This window comes from Kitasatospora sp. NPDC050463, assembly GCF_040655255.1.
In the GTDB taxonomy this organism is placed as follows: domain Bacteria; phylum Actinomycetota; class Actinomycetes; order Streptomycetales; family Streptomycetaceae; genus Kitasatospora.
Genome location: NZ_JBFAJO010000040.1, coordinates 1 through 21837, shown reverse-complemented (window position 1 = coordinate 21837; position 21837 = coordinate 1). Strand labels below are relative to the sequence as shown.

General features: G+C 74.5%; 13 protein-coding genes and 1 pseudogene. 9 read left to right on the top strand and 5 right to left on the bottom strand.

Features of this window, described 5'->3' with window-relative positions; all coding sequences use genetic code 11:
• The first annotated feature begins 75 nt into the window (after positions 1–75).
• Positions 76–5775 carry an amino acid adenylation domain-containing protein gene (locus tag AB0J08_RS24325; protein WP_360638010.1) on the top strand — a complete coding sequence of 1900 codons (5700 nt, stop codon included), beginning with the start codon at positions 76–78 and terminating at the stop codon, positions 5773–5775.
• Positions 5772–8981 (top strand): amino acid adenylation domain-containing protein, encoded by a 3210-nt coding sequence (locus tag AB0J08_RS24320; RefSeq protein WP_360638007.1) that lies wholly within the window; start codon positions 5772–5774, stop codon positions 8979–8981. Before AB0J08_RS24325 ends, AB0J08_RS24320 begins: the two co-directional genes overlap by 4 nt.
• 149 nt (positions 8982–9130) lie before the next feature.
• On the opposite strand, the gene AB0J08_RS24315 is transcribed toward AB0J08_RS24320, so the two are convergent.
• Both AB0J08_RS24315 and AB0J08_RS24310 read right to left on the bottom strand, forming a co-directional pair.
• Positions 9131–9844, bottom strand: a complete 714-nt coding sequence (locus tag AB0J08_RS24315; RefSeq protein ID WP_360638004.1) for a DUF3152 domain-containing protein — start codon at positions 9842–9844, stop codon at positions 9131–9133.
• Positions 9845–10070: 226 nt separating this feature from the next.
• Positions 10071–13295: an AMP-binding protein gene (locus AB0J08_RS24310; RefSeq protein ID WP_360638001.1), complete on the bottom strand. Its 3225-nt coding sequence runs from the start codon at positions 13293–13295 to the stop codon at positions 10071–10073.
• A 148-nt stretch (positions 13296–13443) separates the two neighbouring features.
• On the opposite strand from AB0J08_RS24310, the gene AB0J08_RS24305 reads away from it, so the two are divergent.
• From AB0J08_RS24305 to AB0J08_RS24275, 7 genes and pseudogenes are all read left to right on the top strand, one after another.
• The gene (locus tag AB0J08_RS24305) at positions 13444–14712 is read left to right on the top strand and encodes an ABC transporter substrate-binding protein (protein WP_360637998.1); all 1269 of its coding nucleotides are present in this window, start codon (positions 13444–13446) and stop codon (positions 14710–14712) included.
• Positions 14709–15632: a sugar ABC transporter permease gene (locus AB0J08_RS24300; RefSeq protein ID WP_360637995.1), complete on the top strand. Its 924-nt coding sequence runs from the start codon at positions 14709–14711 to the stop codon at positions 15630–15632. The genes AB0J08_RS24305 and AB0J08_RS24300 overlap by 4 nt, the downstream gene beginning before the upstream one ends.
• Positions 15629–16460, top strand: a pseudogene (locus AB0J08_RS24295) (carbohydrate ABC transporter permease). The gene AB0J08_RS24300 and the pseudogene AB0J08_RS24295 overlap by 4 nt, the downstream one beginning before the upstream one ends.
• A gap of 65 nt (positions 16461–16525) precedes the next feature.
• The gene (gene ugpC / locus AB0J08_RS24290) at positions 16526–17704 is read left to right on the top strand and encodes a sn-glycerol-3-phosphate ABC transporter ATP-binding protein UgpC (protein ID WP_360637992.1); all 1179 of its coding nucleotides are present in this window, start codon (positions 16526–16528) and stop codon (positions 17702–17704) included.
• A 124-nt stretch (positions 17705–17828) separates the two neighbouring features.
• Positions 17829–18098 carry a GlsB/YeaQ/YmgE family stress response membrane protein gene (locus tag AB0J08_RS24285; RefSeq protein WP_360637989.1) on the top strand — a complete coding sequence of 90 codons (270 nt, stop codon included), beginning with the start codon at positions 17829–17831 and terminating at the stop codon, positions 18096–18098.
• A 160-nt stretch (positions 18099–18258) separates the two neighbouring features.
• Positions 18259–19002, top strand: coding sequence for a polyprenol monophosphomannose synthase (locus tag AB0J08_RS24280; protein WP_360637986.1), 744 nt, complete (start codon positions 18259–18261; stop codon positions 19000–19002).
• A 96-nt stretch (positions 19003–19098) separates the two neighbouring features.
• A complete protein-coding gene (locus tag AB0J08_RS24275; protein ID WP_360637983.1) occupies positions 19099–20361 on the top strand; it encodes an aromatic acid exporter family protein in 1263 nt (420 codons plus the stop codon).
• A gap of 19 nt (positions 20362–20380) precedes the next feature.
• Here the strand turns inward: AB0J08_RS24275 and AB0J08_RS24270 are convergent, their stop codons facing one another.
• The 3 genes from AB0J08_RS24270 to AB0J08_RS24260 form a co-directional block, all read right to left on the bottom strand.
• Positions 20381–20830, bottom strand: coding sequence for an SRPBCC family protein (locus tag AB0J08_RS24270; protein WP_360637980.1), 450 nt, complete (start codon positions 20828–20830; stop codon positions 20381–20383).
• 4 nt (positions 20831–20834) lie between these two features.
• Positions 20835–21308, bottom strand: a complete 474-nt coding sequence (locus tag AB0J08_RS24265; RefSeq protein ID WP_360637977.1) for a VOC family protein — start codon at positions 21306–21308, stop codon at positions 20835–20837.
• Between the two features lie 105 nt (positions 21309–21413).
• Positions 21414–21500 carry a hypothetical protein gene (locus AB0J08_RS24260; RefSeq protein WP_360638150.1) on the bottom strand — a complete coding sequence of 29 codons (87 nt, stop codon included), beginning with the start codon at positions 21498–21500 and terminating at the stop codon, positions 21414–21416.
• Positions 21501–21837: the final 337 nt, after the last annotated feature.

Genomic DNA, 21837 nt, shown 5'->3' with positions numbered 1-21837 from the left:
CCGCCCCGCCCGCCCCGCGGCGGATCCGCCCCCAAGGGCACCGCCACCTCCGACGTGCGCCGAAATGGACTACCGATGACCGACATCCAGGACCCCGCGGCCGGGCTCTCCGCGACCAAGCGCGCCCTGCTCGCCCAGCGGCTGCGTACGGCCTCGGCTCCCGCCAGAACCGTGCCCACCCGACCGCCCGGCACCGCCCCGCCGCTCTCCAGCGGCCAGGAACGGCTCTGGTTCATGGACCAGTTCGCCCCGCGCTCCACCGCCTTCACCCTGGCGCCGGCCCGCCGGCTGCGCGGACCGCTCGACCGGGACGCGCTGGACGCCGCCCTCACCGACCTGGTCGCGCGGCACGAGGCGCTGCGGATGACCTTCCCGAGCACCCCCGAGGGCACCGCCGAGGTCCGCGTCGCCGAACCCGCCCCGTGCGCGGCCCGGTTCGTCGACGCCGCCGCCGATCCGGACCCGGCCGGACGCGCCGCCGGCGAGCTCGGCGCCCTGGTGGCCGAACCGTTCGACCTGGCCGAGGGGCCGCTGGTGCGCGCCCTGCTGGTCCGCACCGCGCCCGACGAGCACGTGCTCGCGCTGGTCATCCACCACATCGTCAGCGACGGCTGGTCCCTGGACATCCTCAACCGGGAGCTGGACGCGCTCTACACCCGGCACGCCGACGGCACCCCGGACGGCCTGGCCGCCCCCGCCGTCCGCTTCGGCGACTACGCCCACTGGCAGCGCGAACGCCTGACCGGCAGCGCGCTGGCCGCCTCCCGCGCGTACTGGCGGACCGAACTGCGGGACGTCCCCGCCCTCGAACTGCCCACCGACCGCCCGCGACCGCCGGTGCTGACCTTCGACGGGGCCGCGCTGGAGTTCCACTGGGGCGCGGAACTCGGCAGCGGCGTCAACGGGTTGGCCAGATCCGCCAACGCGTCGGCGTACATGGTGCTGATGGCCGCGCTGCAGACCCTGCTCGGCCGGCACGCGGGCCGGCGGGACTTCGCCGTCGGCTCGGCGGTCGCGGGCCGGCTCCACCGCGAACTGGAGGACGTCGTCGGCCTGTTCGTCAACATGCTGCCGATCCGGGCCCGGCTGGAGGGCGATCCGACCTTCACCGAGCTGCTCGGCCGGGTCCGCGAGACCACCCTCGACGCGTACACCCACCAGGAGGTGCCGTTCGAGCAGATGGTGGCCGATCTGGAGATCGAGCGCGACGTCAGCCGGTCGGCCGTCTTCCAGGTCGGCTTCGCCTTCCAGAACTACGGCGACCGCAGCGCGGGCACCCACGCCAACGGTGCCGGCACCGGCACCAGCGGGCTCATCGGCGAGAGCTTCGGGCATGAGGCCGCCACCACCCGCACCGACCTCGCGCTCTACATGCGGGAGAAGTCCGACGGCGGCCTGTACGGCCTGCTCACCTATCGCACCGACCTCTTCGACGCCGCGACCGTCCGGCGGCTGGTCGAGCGGTTCGAACTGCTCGTGGCCGCGGCCGTGGCCGATCCGGCGCGCCCGGTCTCCCGGTTGCCGCTGCTCACCCCCGGCGAACGGCGGGACGTCCTGGAGGGCTGGGCGGCCGGGCCGCCGCTGCCCGATGCCGGCACCGCACCGGACACCCTGACGGCCCTGCTCGCCGCCACCGCGCAGGCCCATCCGGAACGCCCGGCCGTGGTCTTCGAGGACCGCACGGTCCGGTACCGGGAGCTCGAACAGCGGGCCACCGGCCTGGCCCGCCGGCTGCGGGCGCTCGGCGTGCGGCCCGACGACCGGGTCGCGGTCTGCCTGGAACAGTCCCCCGAGCTGGCGATGGCCCTGGTCGGCGTACTGAAGGCGGGCGGCGCCTACCTTCCGCTGGACCCGGAGCAGCCGCCCGCCCGGCTCGCCCGGCTGGTGGCCGACGCCGGCGCCCGGGTGCTGCTCACCGACGCGGCGCTGCGGGAGCGCTTCCCCGGGTACACCGGCACCGAGCTGCTGCTCGACACGGACCCCCTCGACGCCGATCCCCTCGCCCCGGCCCCGGAACCGCTCGACGAGGCCTCCGGCCCGGACCACCTGGCGTACGTGATCTACACCTCGGGCTCGACCAGCGCGCCCAAGGGCGTCGCCGTCCAGCACCGGCAGATCCTCAACTACCTGGCCGGCGTCCGGGAACGGCTGCGGATCGAACCCGGCGCGGCGTACGGGCTGCTGCAGTCGCTGTCCTTCGACTTCAGCATCACGATGCTCTACCTCGCGCTGAGCACCGGCGGCCGGGTCCACCTCCTCCCGCGCCGGATCGCCGGCGCCGAACTGGCCGAGCAGGTCGAGGCACTGGAACTCGACTACCTCAAGATGACGCCCTCCCACCTGGCCGCGCTCGGCGCCGACGCCCCGCTGGAGCGGCTGCTGCCGCGCCGGGCGCTGGTGCTCGGCGGCGAGGCCTCGGCCTGGCCGTGGGCCGCCGGGCTCGCCGCCCTCGGCCGCTGCGCCGTGTTCAACCACTACGGCCCCACCGAGGCGACCGTCGGCGTCACCGTCCACGAGGTCACCGCCGGCACGGCCGACACGGCCGGCACGGGGAGCACGGGGAGCACGCCCATCGGCACCCCGCTGGCCGGCGCCCGCTGCCACGTCCTCGACGAGGCGCTGCAGCCCGTGCCGCCCGGCGTCACCGGCGAGTTGTACCTGGGCGGCGACCGCCTCGCGCGCGGCTACCTGGGCCGCCCGGAGCTCACCGCCGAGCGCTTCGTCGACGACCCCTTCGGCGCGCCCGGCGACCGGCTCTACCGCACCGGCGACCTCGCCCGCTGGCGGCCCGACGGCACCCTCGACTACCTGGGGCGCGCCGACGACCAGATCAAGGTGCGCGGCTACCGGGTGGAGCCCGGCGAGATCGAGGCCGCCCTCACCGCCCTGCCCGGCATCACCCAGGCCGTCGTCCTGGCCCGTGGCGAGGGACTGCGGCAGGCCCTGGTCGGCTACCTCGAACACCCGGGGGGCGGTCCCGCCCCGGCCCCCGCCGAACTGCGCGAGGCCCTCGCCGACGTCCTGCCCGACTACATGGTGCCGGCCCGTTTCGTGGTGCTCGACCGGCTGCCCCTGCTGGCCCACGGCAAGGTCGACCGCCGGTCGCTGCCCGAGCCCGAGGAGCCCACCGGCCGCGGCGAGTACGTCGAACCGCGGGGCGAGGCCGAGCAGTTCCTCGCCGAACTCTGGACCGAGCTCCTGGCCGTCCCCCGGGTCGGTGCCCTGGACGACTTCTTCGAACTCGGCGGCCACTCCCTGCTCGCCACCCAGGTGGTCGCCCGGCTGCGCCGGTCCTTCCCCGAACTCCCCACCCCCGTCGGGGTGATGGACCTCTTCAAGTACCCCACCGTCCGGCGCCTCGCCGCCCTGCTCAGCGACCCGGACGCCGACCGGGGACCTCGCCGGCTGCTGCACCGCCTCACCCCGGCCGGCCGCCGGACCACCGCCAGCATCGTGTGCACCCCTTACGGCGGCGGCAGCGCACTCATCTACAAGCCGCTCGCCGACGCGCTGCCCACCGACTGGGCACTGCACTCGCTCGCCGTCCCCGGCCACGAGCTGGGCGAGGAGGCGATGGACATCGACGAGGTGGCCGCCGTCTGCGCGCAGGAGATCGTCGACACCGTGGAGGGGCGGATCGTCCTCTACGGCCACTGCGGCGTCGGGGTCCGGCTGGCCGTGGAGATCGCCCGCCGGGTCGAGGCGGCCGGACGCGAGGTCGAGGCCGTCCACCTCGGCGGGATCTTCCCGTTCGCCCGGCCGCGCGGGCGCGGCGCCGCGGTCGGCGAGCGGTGGGCGCGGATCGCCGACCGCCTGCGCAGCGACCAGGGCATGGTCAACGCCCTGGCGGCGGCCGGTCTGGACACCGACGAGGTCGGCACCGAACAACTGCGCCTGATGGTCAGGAACCGCCGGACCGGCACCAAGGAGGCCGAGCAGTACTTCACCCGGCTCTTCGAGAGCGAGGACGGCCGGATCGCCGCGCCGGTGATCGCGGTCTGCGGCGACCGGGACCCGGCCACCGAGTTCTACCAGGAGCGCTACCGCGAGTGGCACCGGCTCAGCGACACCACCGGCGTGGTGGTGCTCGACGAGGCCGGCCACTTCTACCTCAAGTACCGGGCCGCCGAACTCGCCGAGATCCTGACCACCGTGCACCGCTCGGTGGCGGCCCGGCAGGAGGTGCGGCACCAGTGGGCCGAGGGCGCCACCTGGTGGCTGGCAGGCCTCTCCCGGGACGACGCGGAGCAGCCCGCGGACGCCCCTCGCACCGCGCACGCCCCTCGCACCACGGACGCCCCTCGTACCGCGGACACCCCGGTGGTGGCGCGTCCGACCATGCGGCGGTTCCTCGGGGTCGCCGCCGGCCAGCAGATCTCCGTGATCGGCTCGGCGCTCACCGAGTTCGCCCTCCCGGTCTGGATCTACCTGACCACCGGTTCGCTCGCCCAGTTCGGCCTGCTGGCCGCCTGCGGTCTGGTGCCCGGCATCCTGGCGGCGCCGATCGCCGGCGCCGTCGTGGACCGGGGCGACCGGCGCCGGATCATGCTGTACGGGGACGTGGCGGCCGGCCTGACCCAGGCGGTGATGCTGCTGCTGTACCTGACCGGCAGCCTGGCGATCTGGCACGCCTACGTCCTGATCGCGGTGCTCTCCGCGGCACTCACCTTCCAGCGGCTGGCCTGGAACTCGGCCGTCCCGCAACTCGTACCGAAACGCTTCCTCGGCCGGGCCAACGGCATCGTCCAGATGGCCTTCGGGCTGGCCCAGTTCCTGGTACCGCTGTTCGCGGTCGGTCTGCTCGCCGCGCTCGGCCTCGGCGGCATCCTCGCCCTCGACGTCGCCAGCTACGTGGTGGCCACCGGGGTCACCCTGGCCGTGCGCTTCCCGGACGTGATGGCCGCCCAGCGGCGGGAGAGCGTCGCCGCCGAGATCCGGGCCGGGTTCCGGCGCGCGCTCGGCAGCCGGCACTTCCGCGCGATGCTGCTGTTCTTCGCCGTCCTCAACGTCTTCCTCTCGCCGCTGTTCCTGCTCACCACCCCCCTGGTGCTCTCCTTCGCCCCGCTCGCGGCGGCCGGGTGGGTCGCCGTCGCGGCCGGTCTGGGCGCCGTGCTGGGCGGTCTGACCCTGCTCGTCTGGGGCGGGCCTCGGCGGCTGCGGCTGCGCGGCGTCCTGTTCGCCACCCTCGGACTGGCCGCCGCCTGCCTGGTGACCGGGCTGCGGCCCTCGGTCGTCCCGGTCGCGCTCGGCGCCTTCGGCATGGCCTACGGGCTGGCCCTGGTCAACGGCGTCTACGCGACGATCGTCCAGACCAAGGTCCCGCTGCGCTTCCACGGCCGGGTGATCGCGGTGAACACCATGGTCGCCTGGTCCACCCTGCCGGTCGGCTTCGCCGTGGTGGCGCCGCTCGGCCCGCGCCTGGTCCAGCCGCTGGTCGACGAGGACGGCGCGCTCGCCGGCACCGTCGGCCGGCTGATCGGCACCGGCGAGGGGCGCGGCATCGGCCTGCTCTACCTGCTGTTCGGCCTGGCCATGGCCCTGCTCGTGCTGGCCTGCCTGGCCGTCCCCGCGCTGCGCCACTTCGACCGCGACGTCCCCGACGCCGAACCCGACGACCTGGTCGGCCTCGCCGCCCTGACGGAGCGCGCCGCCACCCCCGCCGCACCCGCGACCACCCCGCCCGCACCCGCCGCAACCCCGCCCGCACCCACCACCGCCGCGCCGGCCGCCACCCCACCCGCGCGCCGTACCGGAACCGAGGCCGCCGCCCGATGACCACCACCGACCCCACCGACCCCACCGCACCGGCCGCACAGTCCGGATCGACCGGATCGACCGGCCCCGCCCGGACCGCCGAAGCCGTCCACCCGCTCACCGAGGAGCAGCGGCGCCTCTGGTTCCTGCAGCAGCTGAACCCCGCCGACACCGGCTTCACCATGTACCTCTGCCGCCGCTGGAGCGGCCCGCTCGACCGGGACGCGCTGCGCGGGGCGCTCGACCGGCTGACGGCCCGCCACGAGACCCTGCGCACCCGCTTCGCCCTGGTCGGCGAGGCGCCGGTCCAGCTGGTCGAACCGCCGGCACCCGTCCCGCTCACCGTGGTCGAGCTGGCGCCCGGTGCGGGCGAGCGCGACTTCACCGAGGCCTGCCGGCCGGCGGTCAACGCGCCGTTCGACCTCGCCGAGCGCCCGCCGTTGCGCGCCGTGCTGATCTCCTCCGGGCCGGACGAGCACGCACTGGCCGTGGTGGTGCACCACATCGTCTCCGACGGCTGGTCGTTCGGGATCCTCTGGCGCGAACTGCTCGCCCTGTACCGGGAGGAGACCGGTGAGGCGCCGGCCGGCCTGGCACCGCTCACCCTCCGGTACGGCGACATCGCCCGGGCCGAGCAGGAGCGCGCGGCGGCCGGCGGCGCCGAGGCGGCGTTCCGCTACTGGGCCGAGAAGCTGGCCGGCACCGGCCGGCTGCGGCTGCCGCTGGACCACCCCCGGCCGGCCGACGCGCGGCACCCCGCCGGGTTCGCCGCGGTCGAGCTGGGCCCCGGGCTCACCACGGCCCTGGACGGCCTGGCCCGGCGGGAGCGCTGCACCCCGTTCATGGTGCTGCTGGCCGCCTACCAGTGCGTACTGGCCCGCTGGACCGGCACCGGGGACTTCCTGGTGGGCACCCCGCTGGCGGGGCGGACCGAGGCCGCCCAGGAGGCGCTGGTCGGCTACTTCGCCCGCACCGGGGTGATCCGCGCCGACCTCTCCGGGGAGCCGGACTTCCGCACGGTGCTGCACCGGGTCCGGACGGCCACCCTGGGCGCGCTGAGCCATCAGGAGGTACCGGTCGAGCGGCTCGCCGCCCACCTGGGCCTGCCCGCCGAGGGCGGCGCGGCGCCGCTCTACCAGGCGGTGTTCGTCCACCAGAGCCAGTACGACCTGGCCGGCGGCGACGGCGGGGCGGCGCTGCCGGCCGGGGTGCGCACCGCCTCGATGGACTCCGGCTTCGAGCGGGCCAAGACCGATCTACTGCTGGACAGTTGGCGGACCGCCGGCGGCGGGCTGACGCTCTCCTTCACCTTCGACCGGGAGGTGTTCGACGAGGCCACCGTGGCGGGGCTCGGCGCACGGTGCCGGGCGCTGCTGGCCGCCGTGGTCGAGGACGTCACGCTGCCGCTGCACGGGGACTGGCTGCTCGGGCCGCGGGAGCGGGCCGACCTGCTCGCGCTCGGCGCCGGGCCGGTGCCCGGTCCGGCGCACCCGGTGCTGTCGCGCTTCGCCGAGCGGGTCGCCGCCGCCCCCGGCGCGCCGGCCCTGGAGTGCGCCGCCCGCACCCTCAGCTACGCCGAACTCGACCGGCTCTCGGACGAGTTGTCCGACCGGCTCGGCCCGGTCCGCGAGCAGCTGGTCGCGGTGCGTATCGCGCCGTCCTTCGACCTGGTGATCGCCCTGCTGGCGGTCTGGAAGGCCGGGGCCGGCTATCTGCCGCTCGACCCGGCCCACCCCGAGGAGCGGCGGCAGCTGATGCTCCGCGAGTCGGGCGCCGTGCTGCTGCTGACCGACGAGGACGGCGGGGGACTGCGGATCGTCGCGGCCGCCGCCCCCTCCCCCGGCGACGAGCGTGCCGGCCTCGCCTACGTCCTCTACACCTCCGGCTCCACCGGCACGCCCAAGGCGGTGGCCGTCGACCACGCGGCCCTCGCCGCCCGGGTCGACTGGATGGCCGGGCCGGACGGCTACCGGCTCGCCCCCGGTGACCGGATCGTCCAGTTCGCCTCGATCGGCTTCGACACCCACGCCGAGGAGCTGTGGCCGGCCCTCGTCACCGGTGCCTGCGTCGTCCTGCTGCCCGGCGGCGGGCGCACGCTGCCCGAGCTGCTGCACGGGCCGCAGGGGGCGACCGTCACCGTGCTCGACCTGCCGACCGCCTACTGGGAGGAACTGGTCGCGCTCGACGACCGGACCCTGTGGCCGGCCGCCCTGCGGCTGGTGGTCCTCGGCGGCTCCGAGGCCCGCCCCGCCGCCGTCGCCCGCTGGCGGGAGCAGCACGGCGACAGCGTCCGGCTGGTCAACACCTACGGCCCGACCGAAGCCACCGTGATCGTCACCGCCACCGACCTCGACGCCACCGACGCCCGCCGGCGCCCACCGCTCGGCCGCCCGCTGCCCGGCGTGCGGCTCTACGTCCTCGACGAGCGCGGCGCCCTCCTCCCCCGCGGCTCCGAGGGCGAGCTGCACATCGGCGGCACCGGCCTGGCCCGCGGCTACCTGGGCCGCTCCGACCTCACCGACGCCGCCTTCCGCCCCGACCCGTTCACCGGCCCCGGCGGCCGGCTGTACCGCACCGGCGACCGGGCCCGCTGGCGCACCGACGGACAACTGGAGTACCTGGGCCGTACCGACGAGCAGATCAAGCTGCGCGGCTACCGGATCGAGCCGGCCGAGATCGAGGCCGCCCTGACCGGCAACCCGGAGGTGAGCCGGGCGGCGGCGGTCGTCCTCGCCGGCCGTCGCCTGGTCGCCTACGCCGTCCCCTCCCCCGGCGCCGAACCCACACCGGCCGCGCTGCGCGAACACCTGGCCCGGTGCCTGCCCGCCTACCTCGTCCCGGACACCGTCGTCCTGCTCGACCGGCTGCCCCTGACCCTCAACGGCAAGCTCGACACCGCCGCCCTCCCCACCCCGGACCGGGCCAGCACGGCCGCGTACCTGCCGCCGCGCACCGACGCCGAACGACTCGTCACCGACCTCTGGCAGGAGGTTCTCGGCGTGCCCCGGGTCGGGGTCCTCGACGACTTCTTCGCCCTCGGCGGAGACTCCCTCCTGGTGACCCGCGTAGTCGCCCGCATCCGCGCCGGCGTCGGCCTGGACGTCCCCATCCGCGACGCCTTCGAGCGCTCCACCGCAGCCGCCCTGGCCGCCCGCGTCGAGGAACTGCTGATCGCCGAGATCGAGGCCCTGAGCGACGACGAGGCCGCCGACCGGCTCACCGGCTGACCGCCCGTCACCTGCCGTGCTCCTCCCGGCTCCGGGGCTCTTCCCCCGGAGCCGGAACGGGCCGAAGTCCTCGGAAGCCCGTCGCCGCGGCCCGTGCCGCCGGGTACGACGCCCCGGTGCACGGCGCGGGCCCCGGGGCCGCCGCTCCGCTACGGGGCCGGGGTGGCGGCCGCGACCGGGGGGCCGGTGAGGAGGGTGCCGGTGTCGGAGTAGGGCCAGCCGTTGGGCACACAGCCGTGCAGGCCCTTGATCTGCTGCATCATCACCGGTGCCGGCTCGCCCGGGCCGGGGCAGTCGACGTGGCCGAGGCCGAGGACGTGGCCGACCTCGTGGTTGACGGCGAGCGCGTGGTACAGCTCGGGCTGACCGGTGTAGAACTCCGTCAGCTCGGTCCAGCGCTTGACGTTGACGACCACCTGGTGGCCCACCCCGCAGTTCACCCAGCCGCCGGTGTCCAGCCCGTACTGGCCGCAGATCCGGTCGGTGGTCTCCGGGGTGGCCAGGTAGACGGTGAAGTCCACCGGATCGGAGGGCACGCGTTGGAACGACCGGGTGCCGTCGGCGGCCCAGCCGTGCCGGACGTCGCCGAGGACGGCGTCGACCTGGGCGGCGAACTGCTCGGGGCTCTCCTTGAGCCCCTTCTCGGCGCGCACCTTGTAGCGCAGGAGCTGCTCGCCGGTGCCGAAGCGCGCGGACCCGCCGGGAGCCGTGGTGAACGCCTCCGCCAACGGCTTCGGCCCCTTGGCGGCGGCCGGGCTCCACGGGTGCCACCACAGCAGACCTGCGGTCAGGGCTCCGACCACCACCACCGCGAGCGCAGCCGTCCAGGCCGTCCGCGGCCGGAGTCCGGCCAGGGCCCTCATCGGCCGCTCCCCGGACGGCGCGCGGGCCAGGGCACCCTGGACCTCGGGAGGACGGCGGTGACTGGGCGAAGGCGGTCCGGGGCCTGGGTCGACATGATGGTGCGGCACTCCTGTACAGGGGACGAACGTATGCACGATTCTGCAGGAAGGAACGGACCCCGACGGACCACCGGTTCAGCCGCCCGTCCTGACGGGTGCCGGAACCGGGTCCCGGTACCCGCCCTACTCAGACCCCCGCCGCCGCCGCGAGGCGGGTCTCCAGCGCGTCGGCCAGCCCCGCGACGGTCTCCGGGGCGAAGGCGTGCTCGTTGTAGCGCAGCCAGCAGACCAGCCCGCCGTCCGGCTGCTCGACGGCCGCCAGCTCCGGCACGTGCCGGTCCCCGCCCGGCATCGGGTACGGGACGTTCGTGCTGCGCGGAAGCTCCCAGGCGGTGCAGGCCAGCCCCGGCAGCTGGGCCGGGGCGCTCCAGCTCTCGTAGCGGAGCCAGGCGGCGAACGGCACCCGGGGGCTGAACTCGGCGAACGGATAGAGCTGGTGGTCCAGCGCAGCCGTCGAGGCGTCCCGGACCCGGGCGAGCAGCTCGGCGAAACCGGGCGCGCCCGCGGCGTCGATCCGCAGCAGCAGCGACTGGACGAAGCAGCCGACGGCCCGCTCCGCCGACGGCTCGGTCCGGCCCGGCACCGGGGTCATCAGCACCAGGTCGGACTGGCCGCTGCGGTCCGCCAGCAGGCCCAGCCAGAGCGCCGCGAGCGCCTGGAACGGAGTCGCTCCCGCCCCGGCCGCCCGGGCCCGCAGGGCCTGCGCCCGCTCCGCCGGAACGGCCAGCCGGTGGGCCGCGCTCAGTACGACCTCGGTGTCCCGCCGCCCCGGGAAGGGCTCCACCGCCTGCGGCGCACCCGCCAGGGTGCGGGCGAAGTGGGCCCGGGACGCCGCCCAGTGGGCGTTCGACCAGGCGACGAGCTCCCGGTACTCCCGCCCGGGCCGGGGCGCGGGCGCCGACCGGCCGCGCCGCAGCGCCGAGTAGAGCACGCCCAGCTCGCGCAGCAGCACCCCGACCGACCAGCCGTCGGCGACCATGTGGTGCACCGCGAGCAGCACGGCGTGGTCGTCGGGGCCCCGGGTGACCACGGCGAGGCGGGTCATCGGCCCCTCGGCGACATCGGTCAGCCGGTCCCGGACGGCGACCAGCCGGGCGGAGACCTCGTCGTCGCTCTCGCCCGGCGCCTCGGCGAACACCGTCTCCTCGTACGGTTCGCCGTCGACCACGGCGCGACGGATCCCCGGCTGCCGGGCGTCCGGCACCGGGACGAACCTCGTCCGCAGCGCCGGGTGGCGACGCACCACCTCGTGCAGCGCCTCGGCCAGCAGATCGGTGCGCAGCGGCTCGGTGACCCGGAACATCACCGCGACCGAGCCGACGTTGCGGCCCTCGGCCTCGGCCGTCCAGCGCAGGAAGTTCTCCTGCTGGGAGGTGAGCGGGAGGTCGTGCGGCTGGGCGCGCAGCTCTCGGAGGAAGTCCGAGACCTCCTCGCCGGCGGCCGGCCCGGCCGGCCCGGCCGTGGGCGGCGCCTCCTTGAGCCAGGCGGCCTGGGCACGCAGCGAGGGCCGTTCGAAGACCAGGGCGGTGCTCGCCGTGACGCCGAACTCGGCGGAGATCGCGGAGGCCAGCTGGACGGCTCGGAAGGAGTCCCCGCCGAGGGCGAAGAACTCGTCCTCCACGGCGTGGACCGGGCGGCCCAGCACGCGCCGCCAGAGTCCGGCCAGCGCGACCTCGCGGTCGGTGGCCGGCGGGGTTCCGGGGGCGGCCGGACGGTCGGCCGCTTCGGCGAACCGGGCCCGCAGTTCGTGCTTGAGCACCTTTCCGCTGGGGTTGCGCGGCAGCCGGTCGGTGACCAGGATCCGGACGGGCAGTTCACCGCGCCCGAGCCGGGCGCTCAGGAAGAGCCGCAGCTCGTCGAGGTCCAGGCCGTCGGCGGCGGGCACCACGGCGGCGACCGGCACCGCGCCCATCACGGGGTGCGGGACGCCGAGCGCCGCAGCGTCCGCGACCTGCGGATGGGCGTGCAGGACGTCCTCGATCCGCAGCGTGGAGACCTTCAGCGCGCCGGACTTGATGAGGTCGCTCTCCCGGTCTACCAGGTACAGGTAGCCGTCGGCGTCGAGCCGGCCGAGGTCTCCCATCCGCACCCAGCCGTCGCGGAACACCGCCGCCGACTCGGCGGGCCCGGCCACGTAGCCGCGCGGCGGGCCGGGTTGGCGCAGCCAGACCTCGCCGACGGCGCCGGGCTCCACCGTGCGCCCGTCGGCGTCGAGCAGCCGCAGGTCGACCGGGTTGGCCGGGCGGCCGACCGAGCCCGGGCGGCGGGCGTCCACGACGGCCGATATCTGGGCCGGCGAGGACTCGGCGGAGGTGTAGGTGTTGACGACGGTCGCGGTGGGGAGCGCGGCGGTGAGCGCCGTCGCGACCGGGGCGGGCAGCGCGGCCGCCGAGGAACTGACCAGCAGCACGCTGCCGAGGTCCCGGCGGCGGGCCACACCCGAGTTCAGCAGTTCCACGGCCATCGAGGGCACCAGGAAGACGGTGCCCACCCGGTGTTCCTCGACGACGCGGCCGAACTCCTCGGCGTCGAAGCGCGGCAGACAGATCGTCGCGGGCGCGGCGACCAGCGCGTTGACCAGGACGACCTGCGCCGCGTTGGTGCCGATCGGGAAGGCGTGCACGGCGTGCGCCGAGTGGGCGTACGGGCGCGGCCGCGGGTCGAGCCGCTGGCCCGCGGTGAGACTGGCGTGCGCGGCGTGCACCCCCTTGGGTGCCCCCGTGGTGCCGGAGGTGCCGATCACCTGGGCGAGGTCCTCGGGGCGGGGCCGGTGCGGTGGCTCGTCGGGGGTGTCGGCCACCGCCTCCAGCGCGGCGAGCCGCAGGCAGGGCACGCCGAGCCCGGCTCCCCGGGGGTCGTCCGCCGCGGCGGCCAGCGCCAGCCGGACCGCACTCGCCGACGCGAGCCGCGCGGTGTCCTCCCGGCCGAGGTCCTCGCGGATCACCACCCCCGCGGCGCCCGCGTAGTGCACGGCGAGGAAGGCCACCGCGTACTCGTCCCACGCGCGGTCGGGGAACAGCAGCAGGACGCGCTCCCCGGGGCGGACCCCTGCCCGGGCGAGCCCGTGGGCGGCGCGGACGGCGCGCTCACGCCACCGGCGGTAGTCGAGCGGAGCACCGCCGGGGACGATCAGGGCGGTCCGGTCGGGGTGCCGGGCCGCCCGGTCGTCCAGCAGATCGGGCAGGGTGAGCGGGGCGCTGACGGTGGATCGGGTGCTGATGACGACTCCCGGAAAGGGCCGGACAGGGACTGCGGCCGATCGGCCGAACGGGTGACTGGTCCAGACCGTAGCGGCAGTGCGGCCGGCCCGCCAGAGCCGTCCGGCCACCGACCGGCGCGACCGGCGGACCACCCGCCGACGCCTCCCCGCAGGCGGGAGTTCGACGACGGACGTTGGGCCACTCGGCGGGCATCAGGGGTGTCACGCCGTCATCTCCCGCGCACCGCAGGGTCGTGCGCCCTAGCGTGACCACCCGCAGGCCGCCATCGGAGGGAGAGCCGTGCCGAGACCACGCCGCCGGGCCGCACTCGTCCTGGTCCAGCTGCTGACCCTGGCGCTCGCCGCCTGCGGCAGCGGCCCCGACGACGGCAGCGGACCGGTGACCCTCGACTGGTACAACTTCCCCGACGACTCCGGCGCCCTCCAGCAGGCCGCCGACTCCTGCGGCCGGGCCTCCGGCGGCCGCTACTCGATCCGCTACGACAAGTTGCCGCGCACCGCCGACGGCCAGCGCCAGCAGTTGGTCCGCCGGCTCGCCGCACACGACGCCGGCGTGGACATCATGGGCCTGGACGTCACCTGGGCGCCCGAGTTCGCCGAGGCCGGCTGGATCCGCGAGTGGACCGGCGCGGCGAAGGAACAGGCCGGCGCCGACACCCTGGCCGCCGCCCTGAAGACGGCCACCTGGAAGGACCGGCTGTACGCCGTCCCGTACAACTCCAACACCCAACTGCTCTGGTACCGCGACGACCTGGTGCCCGCCCCGCCGCGCACCTGGGCCGAGATGCTCGGGATGGCGGGCGAGCTGGCCAAGGCCGGCAAGCCGCACTTCGTCGAGGTCCAGGGCGCCCAGTACGAGGGCCTGACGGTCTGGTTCAACACCCTGGTGACCAGCGCCGGCGGCTCGGTGCTCACCCCCGACGCCACCGCGCCCTCGCTCGGCCCGCCCGCCGTCGCCGCCGCCGGCGTCATCCGGGACCTCGCCCGCTCGCCCGCCGCCGACCCCTCGCTCTCCAACCAGATGGAGGACCAGAACCGGCTGGCGATGGAGTCCGGCACGGCCGCCTTCGAGCTCAACTACCCCTTCGTCTACCCCGCCATGAAGGCCGACCGGCCCGAACTGTTCCCGCACTTCCGCTGGGCGCCCTACCCCGCCGTCCTCCCGGACCGCCCGGCGAGCGTGACCATCGGCGGGATCGACCTCGCGGTCGGCGCCTACAGCCGGCACCCCGAACTGGCCCAGGAGGCCACCCTCTGCCTGCGCAACCGCGACAACCAGCTGACCAACGCGCTCAAGGGCGGCCTGCCGCCCTCGCTGCGCGGCCTCTACACCGCCGCCGAACTCACCGACAGCTACCCGTTCGCCGCCGATGTGCTGGCGGCGCTGGACTCCGCCTCCGTCCGGCCGCAGACGCCCGCCTACCAGAACGTCTCGATCGCGATCTCGCACGCGCTCTCCCCGCCGTCGGCCGTCCAGCCGGAGAGCACCGTCTCCGCGCTGAGCGGGCAGCTCAGGGACGCGCTCGGCTCGAAGGGGCTGATCCCGTGACCAGGCCGCCCACCCTCCCCGGGACGGCCCCGAAGGGCCTGTCCGAGGGCTCCCGGCAGGAGCGCCGGCTCGGCTGGCTGCTCTGCGCCCCGGCCGTGCTGGTGATGACCGCCGTGACGGCCTACCCGGTCGGCTACGCCGTCTACCTCTCCCTCCAGCGCTACGACCTGCGCTTCCCCCAGCAGGCGACGTTCGTCTGGTTCGGCAACTACGCCGCCGTGCTCACCTCCCCGTTCTGGTGGCAGGCGCTCTGGGTGACGGTGCTGATCACCACCGTCTCGGTGGCCGTCGAGCTGGTGTTGGGGCTCGCCCTGGCGCTGGTGATGCACCGGGCGGTGTTCGGCCGGGGCGCGGTGCGCACCGCCGTCCTGGTGCCGTACGGGATCGTCACCGTGGTCGCCGCCTACTCCTGGCAGTACGCCTGGACGCCCGGCACCGGCTACCTCGCCGCGCTGCTGCCCGCGGGCAGCGCCCCGCTCACCGACCACTGGCAGGCGATCGGACTGATCATCCTGGCCGAGGTGTGGAAGACCACGCCCTTCATGGCGCTCCTGCTGCTGGCCGGCCTGGCCCTCGTCCCCGAGGAGACCGTCCGGGCCGCGATGGTGGACGGCGCGACGTTCGGCCAGCGGCTCCGGCTGGTGATCCTGCCGCTGATGAAGCCGGCCGTCCTGGTCGCCCTGCTCTTCCGGACCCTCGACGCGTTCCGGGTCTTCGACAACATCTACGTGCTGACCGGCGGCTCCAACAACACCGGCTCGGTGTCGATCCTCGGCTACGACAACCTCTTCACCGCGCTCAACCTGGGCATCGGCTCGGCGATCTCGGTGCTGATCTTCCTCTGCGTGGCGGCGATCGCGCTGGTCTTCGTCAAGCTGTTCGGCGCCTCCGCGCCCGGCGGCGGGGCGGAGGGCCGGTGACCTCCCGACAGACCCGCACGGCGGCCAGCTGGGGCGTCGTCAACCTGCTGGTGGTGCTCTACGCGCTGTTCCCGGTCTGGTGGATCGCCGCGCTCTCCTTCAAGGACCCGAGCACGCTCGACGACGGCGACTTCGTCCCGCGCAAGTGGACGCTGGAGAACTACCGCGGCATCACAGACCTCGGACTTCACCCGGGCCCTGCTCAACTCGATCGGCATCGCCGTCATCGCCACCACCGTGGCGGTGCTGCTCGGCACCATGGCCGCCTACGCGGTGGCCCGGCTGCGCTTCCCGGGCAAACGGCTGCTGATCGGGATGTCGCTGCTGATCGCGATGTTCCCGCCGATCTCGCTCGTCTCCCCGCTGTTCAACATCGAGCGGGTGCTCGGCCTCTTCGACACCTGGGCGGGCCTGATCATCCCGTACATGACGTTCTCCCTGCCGCTGGCCATCTACACCCTGTCGGCGTTCTTCCGGGAGATCCCGTGGGACCTGGAGAAGGCCGCGAAGGTGGACGGGGCGACGCCCGCGCAGGCGTTCCGGCTGGTGATCGCGCCGCTGGCGGCGCCGGGGGTGTTCACCACAGGGATCCTGGTCTTCATCTTCTGCTGGAACGACTTCCTGTTCGCCATCTCGCTGACCTCCACCAACGCCGCGCGGACCGTCCCGGCCGCGATCGCGTTCTTCACCGGCAGCTCGCAGTTCCAGCAGCCCACCGGCTCGATCGCGGCCGCCGCGGTGGTGATCACGGTGCCGATCGTGGTGTTCGTGCTGCTGTTCCAGCGCCGCATCGTGGCCGGCCTCACCGCCGGCGCCGTCAAGGGCTGATGCCACGAAGCGCGGTTCGACGCAGCGTGGTTCCACCGAGCACGTCCAAGGAAGGCAGGCAGGGCATGGCCGAGATCGTCCTCGACGGGATCACCAAGCGCTATCCGGACGGCGCGGTCGCCGTCCACGGCATCGACCTGACCGTCGCGGACGGCGAGTTCGTGATCCTGGTCGGCCCCTCGGGCTGCGGGAAGTCCACCACCCTCAACATGATCGCGGGCCTGGAGGACATCACCGAGGGCACCCTGCGGATCGGCGGCCAGGTGGTCAACGACCGCGCGCCCAAGGACCGGGACATCGCCATGGTGTTCCAGAGCTACGCGCTCTACCCGCACATGAGCGTGCGCGAGAACATGGGCTTCGCCCTGCGCCTGGCGAAGACCGACAAGGCGGTGATCACCGCCAAGGTCGAGGAGGCCGCCCGGATCCTCGACCTCACCGAACACCTGGACCGCCGCCCCGCCCACCTCTCCGGCGGCCAGCGCCAGCGGGTCGCGATGGGCCGGGCGATCGTCCGCGACCCCAAGGCCTTCCTGATGGACGAGCCGCTCTCCAACCTCGACGCCAAGCTCCGGGTGCAGATGCGCACCCAGATCTCCCGCCTCCAGCGCCGGCTCGGCACCACCACCGTCTACGTCACGCACGACCAGGTCGAGGCGATGACGCTCGGTGACCGGGTGGTGGTGCTGCGCGGCGGCGTCGTCCAGCAGGTCGGCGCCCCGCAGCAGCTCTACGACGAGCCGGTGAACCTCTTCGTCGCGGGGTTCATCGGCTCACCGGGGATGAACTTCCTGGACGCCACGCTGGAACGGGGGATGCTGCGCACCGCGCTGGCCGACCTGCCGGTGGGTGACCGGCTCCGGCAACGGCTGGCCGCCGCCGACGCACCGCGCGAGGTGGTCGTCGGCCTGCGGCCCGAGCACTTCGAGGACGCGGCCCTCGTGGAGCACCCGCAGGGCGGCCGAACGGCCACGGTGGGCGTCGAGGTGCTGGAGTCGGTCGGTTCGGACGTCTTCGTGCACTTCACGGTGGCGGGCCAGCGGCCCGTTCCGGGCGCGCTGGAGGAGTTGGCCGCGCGGCAGCGGGACGTCGGCGCCGCCGCGCAGGGGCGGGAGGTGGTGGCCCGGATCGGCACCGACACGCGGGCCGCCGAGGGCGGCCCGCTGGAGTTGTGGATCGACACCGACCGCCTGCACGTGTTCGACCCGGTCACCGGGGCCGCCCTCAGCCACGCCGACACCTGAGCGGTGGGGACCAGGCGCGGACGGGGCGGGGACGGGGCGGCGACCGGGCGGCGGCGGCCGTCGACGTGCCTGAGCGCGGGATCCGGGCGACCATGGGGAAACGCGCCTCGAAAGGTGGAATGCGATGTTCCAGCTCCTGTGGATTCTGCTCATCGGTTTCGTGCTGGGCGTGCTGGCCAAGCTGATCCTGCGCGGCCCGCAGGCGATCCCCTGGTGGCTGACGATGCTGCTCGGCGCCGCCGGGGCCTTGCTGGGCAACGCAGTGGCCGGCTGGGTCGGCGTGCGGCACACCTCGGGCATCGACTGGATCCGCCATGTGCTCCAGCTCGCCTTCGCCGTCGGCCTGGTCGCCCTCGTCGCCCCCGCCTGGAGCAGGTCCCATCCCACCCGGTAGCACCCGCTGGTGCCGCCGGCTCCCCGGGGGCCGGCGGCGGGCGGTGGGACCGGACACGTACGACCGCGGCTAGACTCGCCCGACCGAAGTGGACACCTGTCCGGTCGGGTGCGGGCGCCGGCGGCGCGGTACCGGCCGGGGATCGCGCGAGGAACAGAACATGGTCGAGGCCTCCCCCAAGGTCGTTGTCGTCGTACCCACGTACAACGAGCGGGAGAACCTGCCGGTCCTCGCGGGGCTGCTCGCGGACCTGAAGCTGCCCGGTCTGCGCCTGCTGGTGGTCGACGACAACTCCCCGGACGGCACCGGCGACGTCGCGGACAAGCTCGCGGCGGATGCGCCCGGCCGCGTCGGCGTGCTGCACCGCACCGAGAAGGACGGACTCGGCCGGGCCTACGTCGCGGGCATGACCCGGGCCCTGGCGGAGGGCGCCGACGTGGTGGTCCAGATGGACGCCGACCTGTCGCACCCGGCCTCGGTGCTCCCGGTCATGGTGGAGACGCTGCTGGCCGACGACGACACCGCCGTGGTGCTGGGCTCGCGCTACGTGCCGGGCGGCTCGACCGCCGAGGAGTGGCCGTGGCACCGCAAGGCGCTGTCGGCCTGGGCGAACTTCTACGTCAACACCATCCTCGGCCTCGGGGTCAGGGACGCCACCGCCGGGTTCAAGGCCTGGCGGGCGGAGGCCCTGCGGGCCATCGACCTGCCCTCGGTGCACAGCAACGGGTACTCGTTCCAGGTCGAGCTGAACTACCGCGCCGTCCAGCGGGGACTGCGGATCCGCGAGGTGCCGATCCGCTTCGAGGAGCGGGTCGAGGGCACCTCGAAGATGAGCCTCGGGGTGCAGGTCGAGTCGGCGCTGGCACCGTGGAAGCTGCTGCGCGAGCAGCGCCGCCGGCCGTAGCACCTTCGCCCGCGGTGGGCCGGACGAGCGGCTCTTTCGAGTGCCGGTGAGCCGGATCGGCGGTGTGAGCGGCCCGGGCGGGGAAAGAAGGGCGGCATGGCCCTTCTCCCGGAGTCCTTCGCCACCACGCTGCGCCGCGGTGCCCGCGAGCCCTTCGTCGTCCAGACGGTGCGGGCCACGGTGGCCGCCACCCTCTCGTACGCGGTGGCGACGCAGCTGAGCAGTGAGCCGGCCCCGCTGACCGCGCCGCTGACGGCGCTGCTGGTCGTCCAGGTCACCGTCTACTCGACGCTGACCACCAGCATCCGGCGGGTGAACTCGGTGGTCGTCGGGGTGCTGATCGCGATCGGTTTCAGCTCGGTCGTCGGGCTCTCCTGGTGGAGCCTGGGCCTGATCATCCTGGCCTCGCTGACCGTCGGGCGGTTCGTCCGGGTGGACGAGTTCGTCCAGGAGGTGGCGATCAGCGCGATGCTCATCCTGGGAGTCAGCCAGGTGACCTCGCAGGCCTGGGACCGCGTGCTGGAAACGCTGATCGGCGCCACCGTCGGACTGCTGTTCAATCTGCTGTTCGCCGCGCCGGTCTGGGTGGACACGGCCGGCGAGTCGATCGAGGACCTCGCCCGCCGGGCCCGGCACCTGTTGCTCGGCATCGCCGAGGAGCTCGGCCGGCCCACCCCCGTGGAGCGCGTGGCCGAACGACTGCACGAGGCCCGCCGACTCGACCAGGCCATCGCGGACGTCGACGGGGCGCTGCGCCAGGCCGAGGACAGTCTGCGGCTCAACCCCCGGATCAGCGAGGGGCTGCTCTCCCGGCTGGTGCTGCGGACCGGCCTGGACACGCTGGAGATCTGCGTGGTGGTGATCCGGGTGCTGGCCCGCTCGCTCACCGACCTGGCCAAGCGGCGGGGCCCGGAGGAGCGGCTCTTCCCGGCCGACGTGGCGATCGCGCTGGAGGAGCTGCTGGGCCACCTCGGCGGGGCGCTGGTGAGCTTCGCGGTGCTGGTCACCACCCAGGTGAGCAGCAACGCCGAGGAGGCCGAACGGCGGCTGACGGCCGAGCTGGCGGCCGCCTGGGCCAGCCGGGAGAACGTCGCCCAGCTGCTGCTGCTCCGGGTGCAGGAGCACCCGGAGGCCTGGCAGCTGCACGGAGCGCTGCTGGCCGAGGTGGACCGGATCCTCGACGAGCTCGATCTGGAGCACCGCAGCCGGCGCCTGATGGAGGAGCTGGACCGTGCGTCGGTGGCGAACCGGGAGCGGTTCTCCCGGTTCGCCCGGCTACGCCGGCTGGCCAGGGGCGAGCGGCTGAACCCCGCCCGGCTGCGCCGGCGCCGCCGACGGCCGGGCAAGCAGCCGGCCTGAGGCCCGGCCGCCCCGACCGTCAGGGCATCGACCAGGGTTCCTGCGGGAGCGGGCGGCCGGTCTCCAGGTAGGTCTTCAGATTGGAGAGGACGGCCGACCAGCCGGCGGTGGAGTCGGCGGACTCGGCCTCGTCGGCGAGGTTGTCGTGGGTGACGGTGAGCCGGGTGAGGTCCAGGTGGCCGGCGAGCTCGAAGGTGACCCGGGACGGACCGGCCGGACGCTGCTCGTCCGGTCCGGCCCAGGTGGTGACGAGGCGGTGCGGGCGTTCGACGGCCTCGACCGTGCCCACCACGTCGGCGATGCCGGAGGCGTCGGTGCGCCGGTGCTCCCAGGGCGCGCCCGGCAGCCAGGTGGAGACGTTGCGGTGGCCCCAGTAGACCGCGGACTCGTCGGCGTTGGTGAGGGCGTGCCAGACCTGCTCGGGCGTGGCATGGAGGTAGAGGGTGCAGCGGACGGCGGGGACGGTCATGGGATCAGCCCCGGGCGGCGTCGAGGAGCGGCTGGATCTCGATCTTCTGCATCCGCAGCATCGCCGCGGTGACCCGGCCGACCTTGGCCTGGTCCGGGTCGGCGATCAGCTCGGTCAGGACGCGGGGGACGATCTGCCAGGAGAGCCCGTAGCGGTCCTTGAGCCAGCCGCACGGACCGCCCTCACCGCCGTCGGCGGTGAGCTTCGCCCAGAGCTCGTCGACCTCCTGCTGGTCGGCGCAGTCGACCTGGAGCGAGATCGCCTCGGTGAAGTGGAACATCGGGCCGCCGTTGAGGGCGACGAAGCCCTGGCCGGCGAGTTCGAAGGCGACGGTCATGACCGTGCCCGTCTCGCCCGGGCCCTCCTCGGGGTAGTGGGTGACGGTGGTGATCCGGGAGTCGGCGAAGACCGAGGTGTAGAAGCGGGCGGCCTCTTCGGCCTGGTGGTCGAACCAGAGGAAGGTGGTGATCTTCTGCATGGCCCGACGCTAGCCGCCGGGCCCGGCCGGGCGGCCGAGCCACGGCCGGAGGTCACCGGTTCGGCGCCCCCGACCGTCTCGTCCGCCCGGGCCCCGGACGCCGGGTCAGTGCACCCAGCCCGCGTACCGCTGGGTGAAGCGCAGGCCGGTGCCGGCCGTCACGACGACGTCGTAGCGGCCCTGCTTGTCCAGCGGCCAGCCGAGGTTGACCTGCTTGCCGGGCTTGACCCAGACCGTCTGCGCTGCTCAGATCGGCCGTCACGATCGGCACGCCGATGTCGTTCTGGCCGTCCTGGCCGTCGCGGACGACGGTGCCGGCGAAGCGGCGGACGAAGCCGTCGGGGCCGTGGACGGTGAAGTCGTAACGGCCGTGGGTCGCGGCGGCGTCCCAGGTGTAACTGCGGGTGGCGCCGGGGGTGACGGTGAACGGGGTGCCGGCGAAGGCGTACACGATGTTGGGGTAGACGGTGTAGGGGAAGGCGACCGTGCCGTCGTTGCTCAGGGTGCAGGTGATCAGGCCGGTGGTGCG

Coding starts and splice junctions, on each gene's coding strand:
- AB0J08_RS24320 (WP_360638007.1), top strand. CDS start 5,772: ATGACCACCACCGACCCCACCGACCCCACCGCACCGGCCGCACAGTCC.
- AB0J08_RS24325 (WP_360638010.1), top strand. CDS start 76: ATGACCGACATCCAGGACCCCGCGGCCGGGCTCTCCGCGACCAAGCGC.
- ugpC (WP_360637992.1), top strand. CDS start 16,526: ATGGCCGAGATCGTCCTCGACGGGATCACCAAGCGCTATCCGGACGGC.
- AB0J08_RS24275 (WP_360637983.1), top strand. CDS start 19,099: ATGGCCCTTCTCCCGGAGTCCTTCGCCACCACGCTGCGCCGCGGTGCC.
- AB0J08_RS24315 (WP_360638004.1), bottom strand. CDS start 9,844: ATGAGGGCCCTGGCCGGACTCCGGCCGCGGACGGCCTGGACGGCTGCG.
- AB0J08_RS24270 (WP_360637980.1), bottom strand. CDS start 20,830: ATGACCGTCCCCGCCGTCCGCTGCACCCTCTACCTCCATGCCACGCCC.
- AB0J08_RS24280 (WP_360637986.1), top strand. CDS start 18,259: ATGGTCGAGGCCTCCCCCAAGGTCGTTGTCGTCGTACCCACGTACAAC.
- AB0J08_RS24285 (WP_360637989.1), top strand. CDS start 17,829: ATGTTCCAGCTCCTGTGGATTCTGCTCATCGGTTTCGTGCTGGGCGTG.
- AB0J08_RS24265 (WP_360637977.1), bottom strand. CDS start 21,308: ATGCAGAAGATCACCACCTTCCTCTGGTTCGACCACCAGGCCGAAGAG.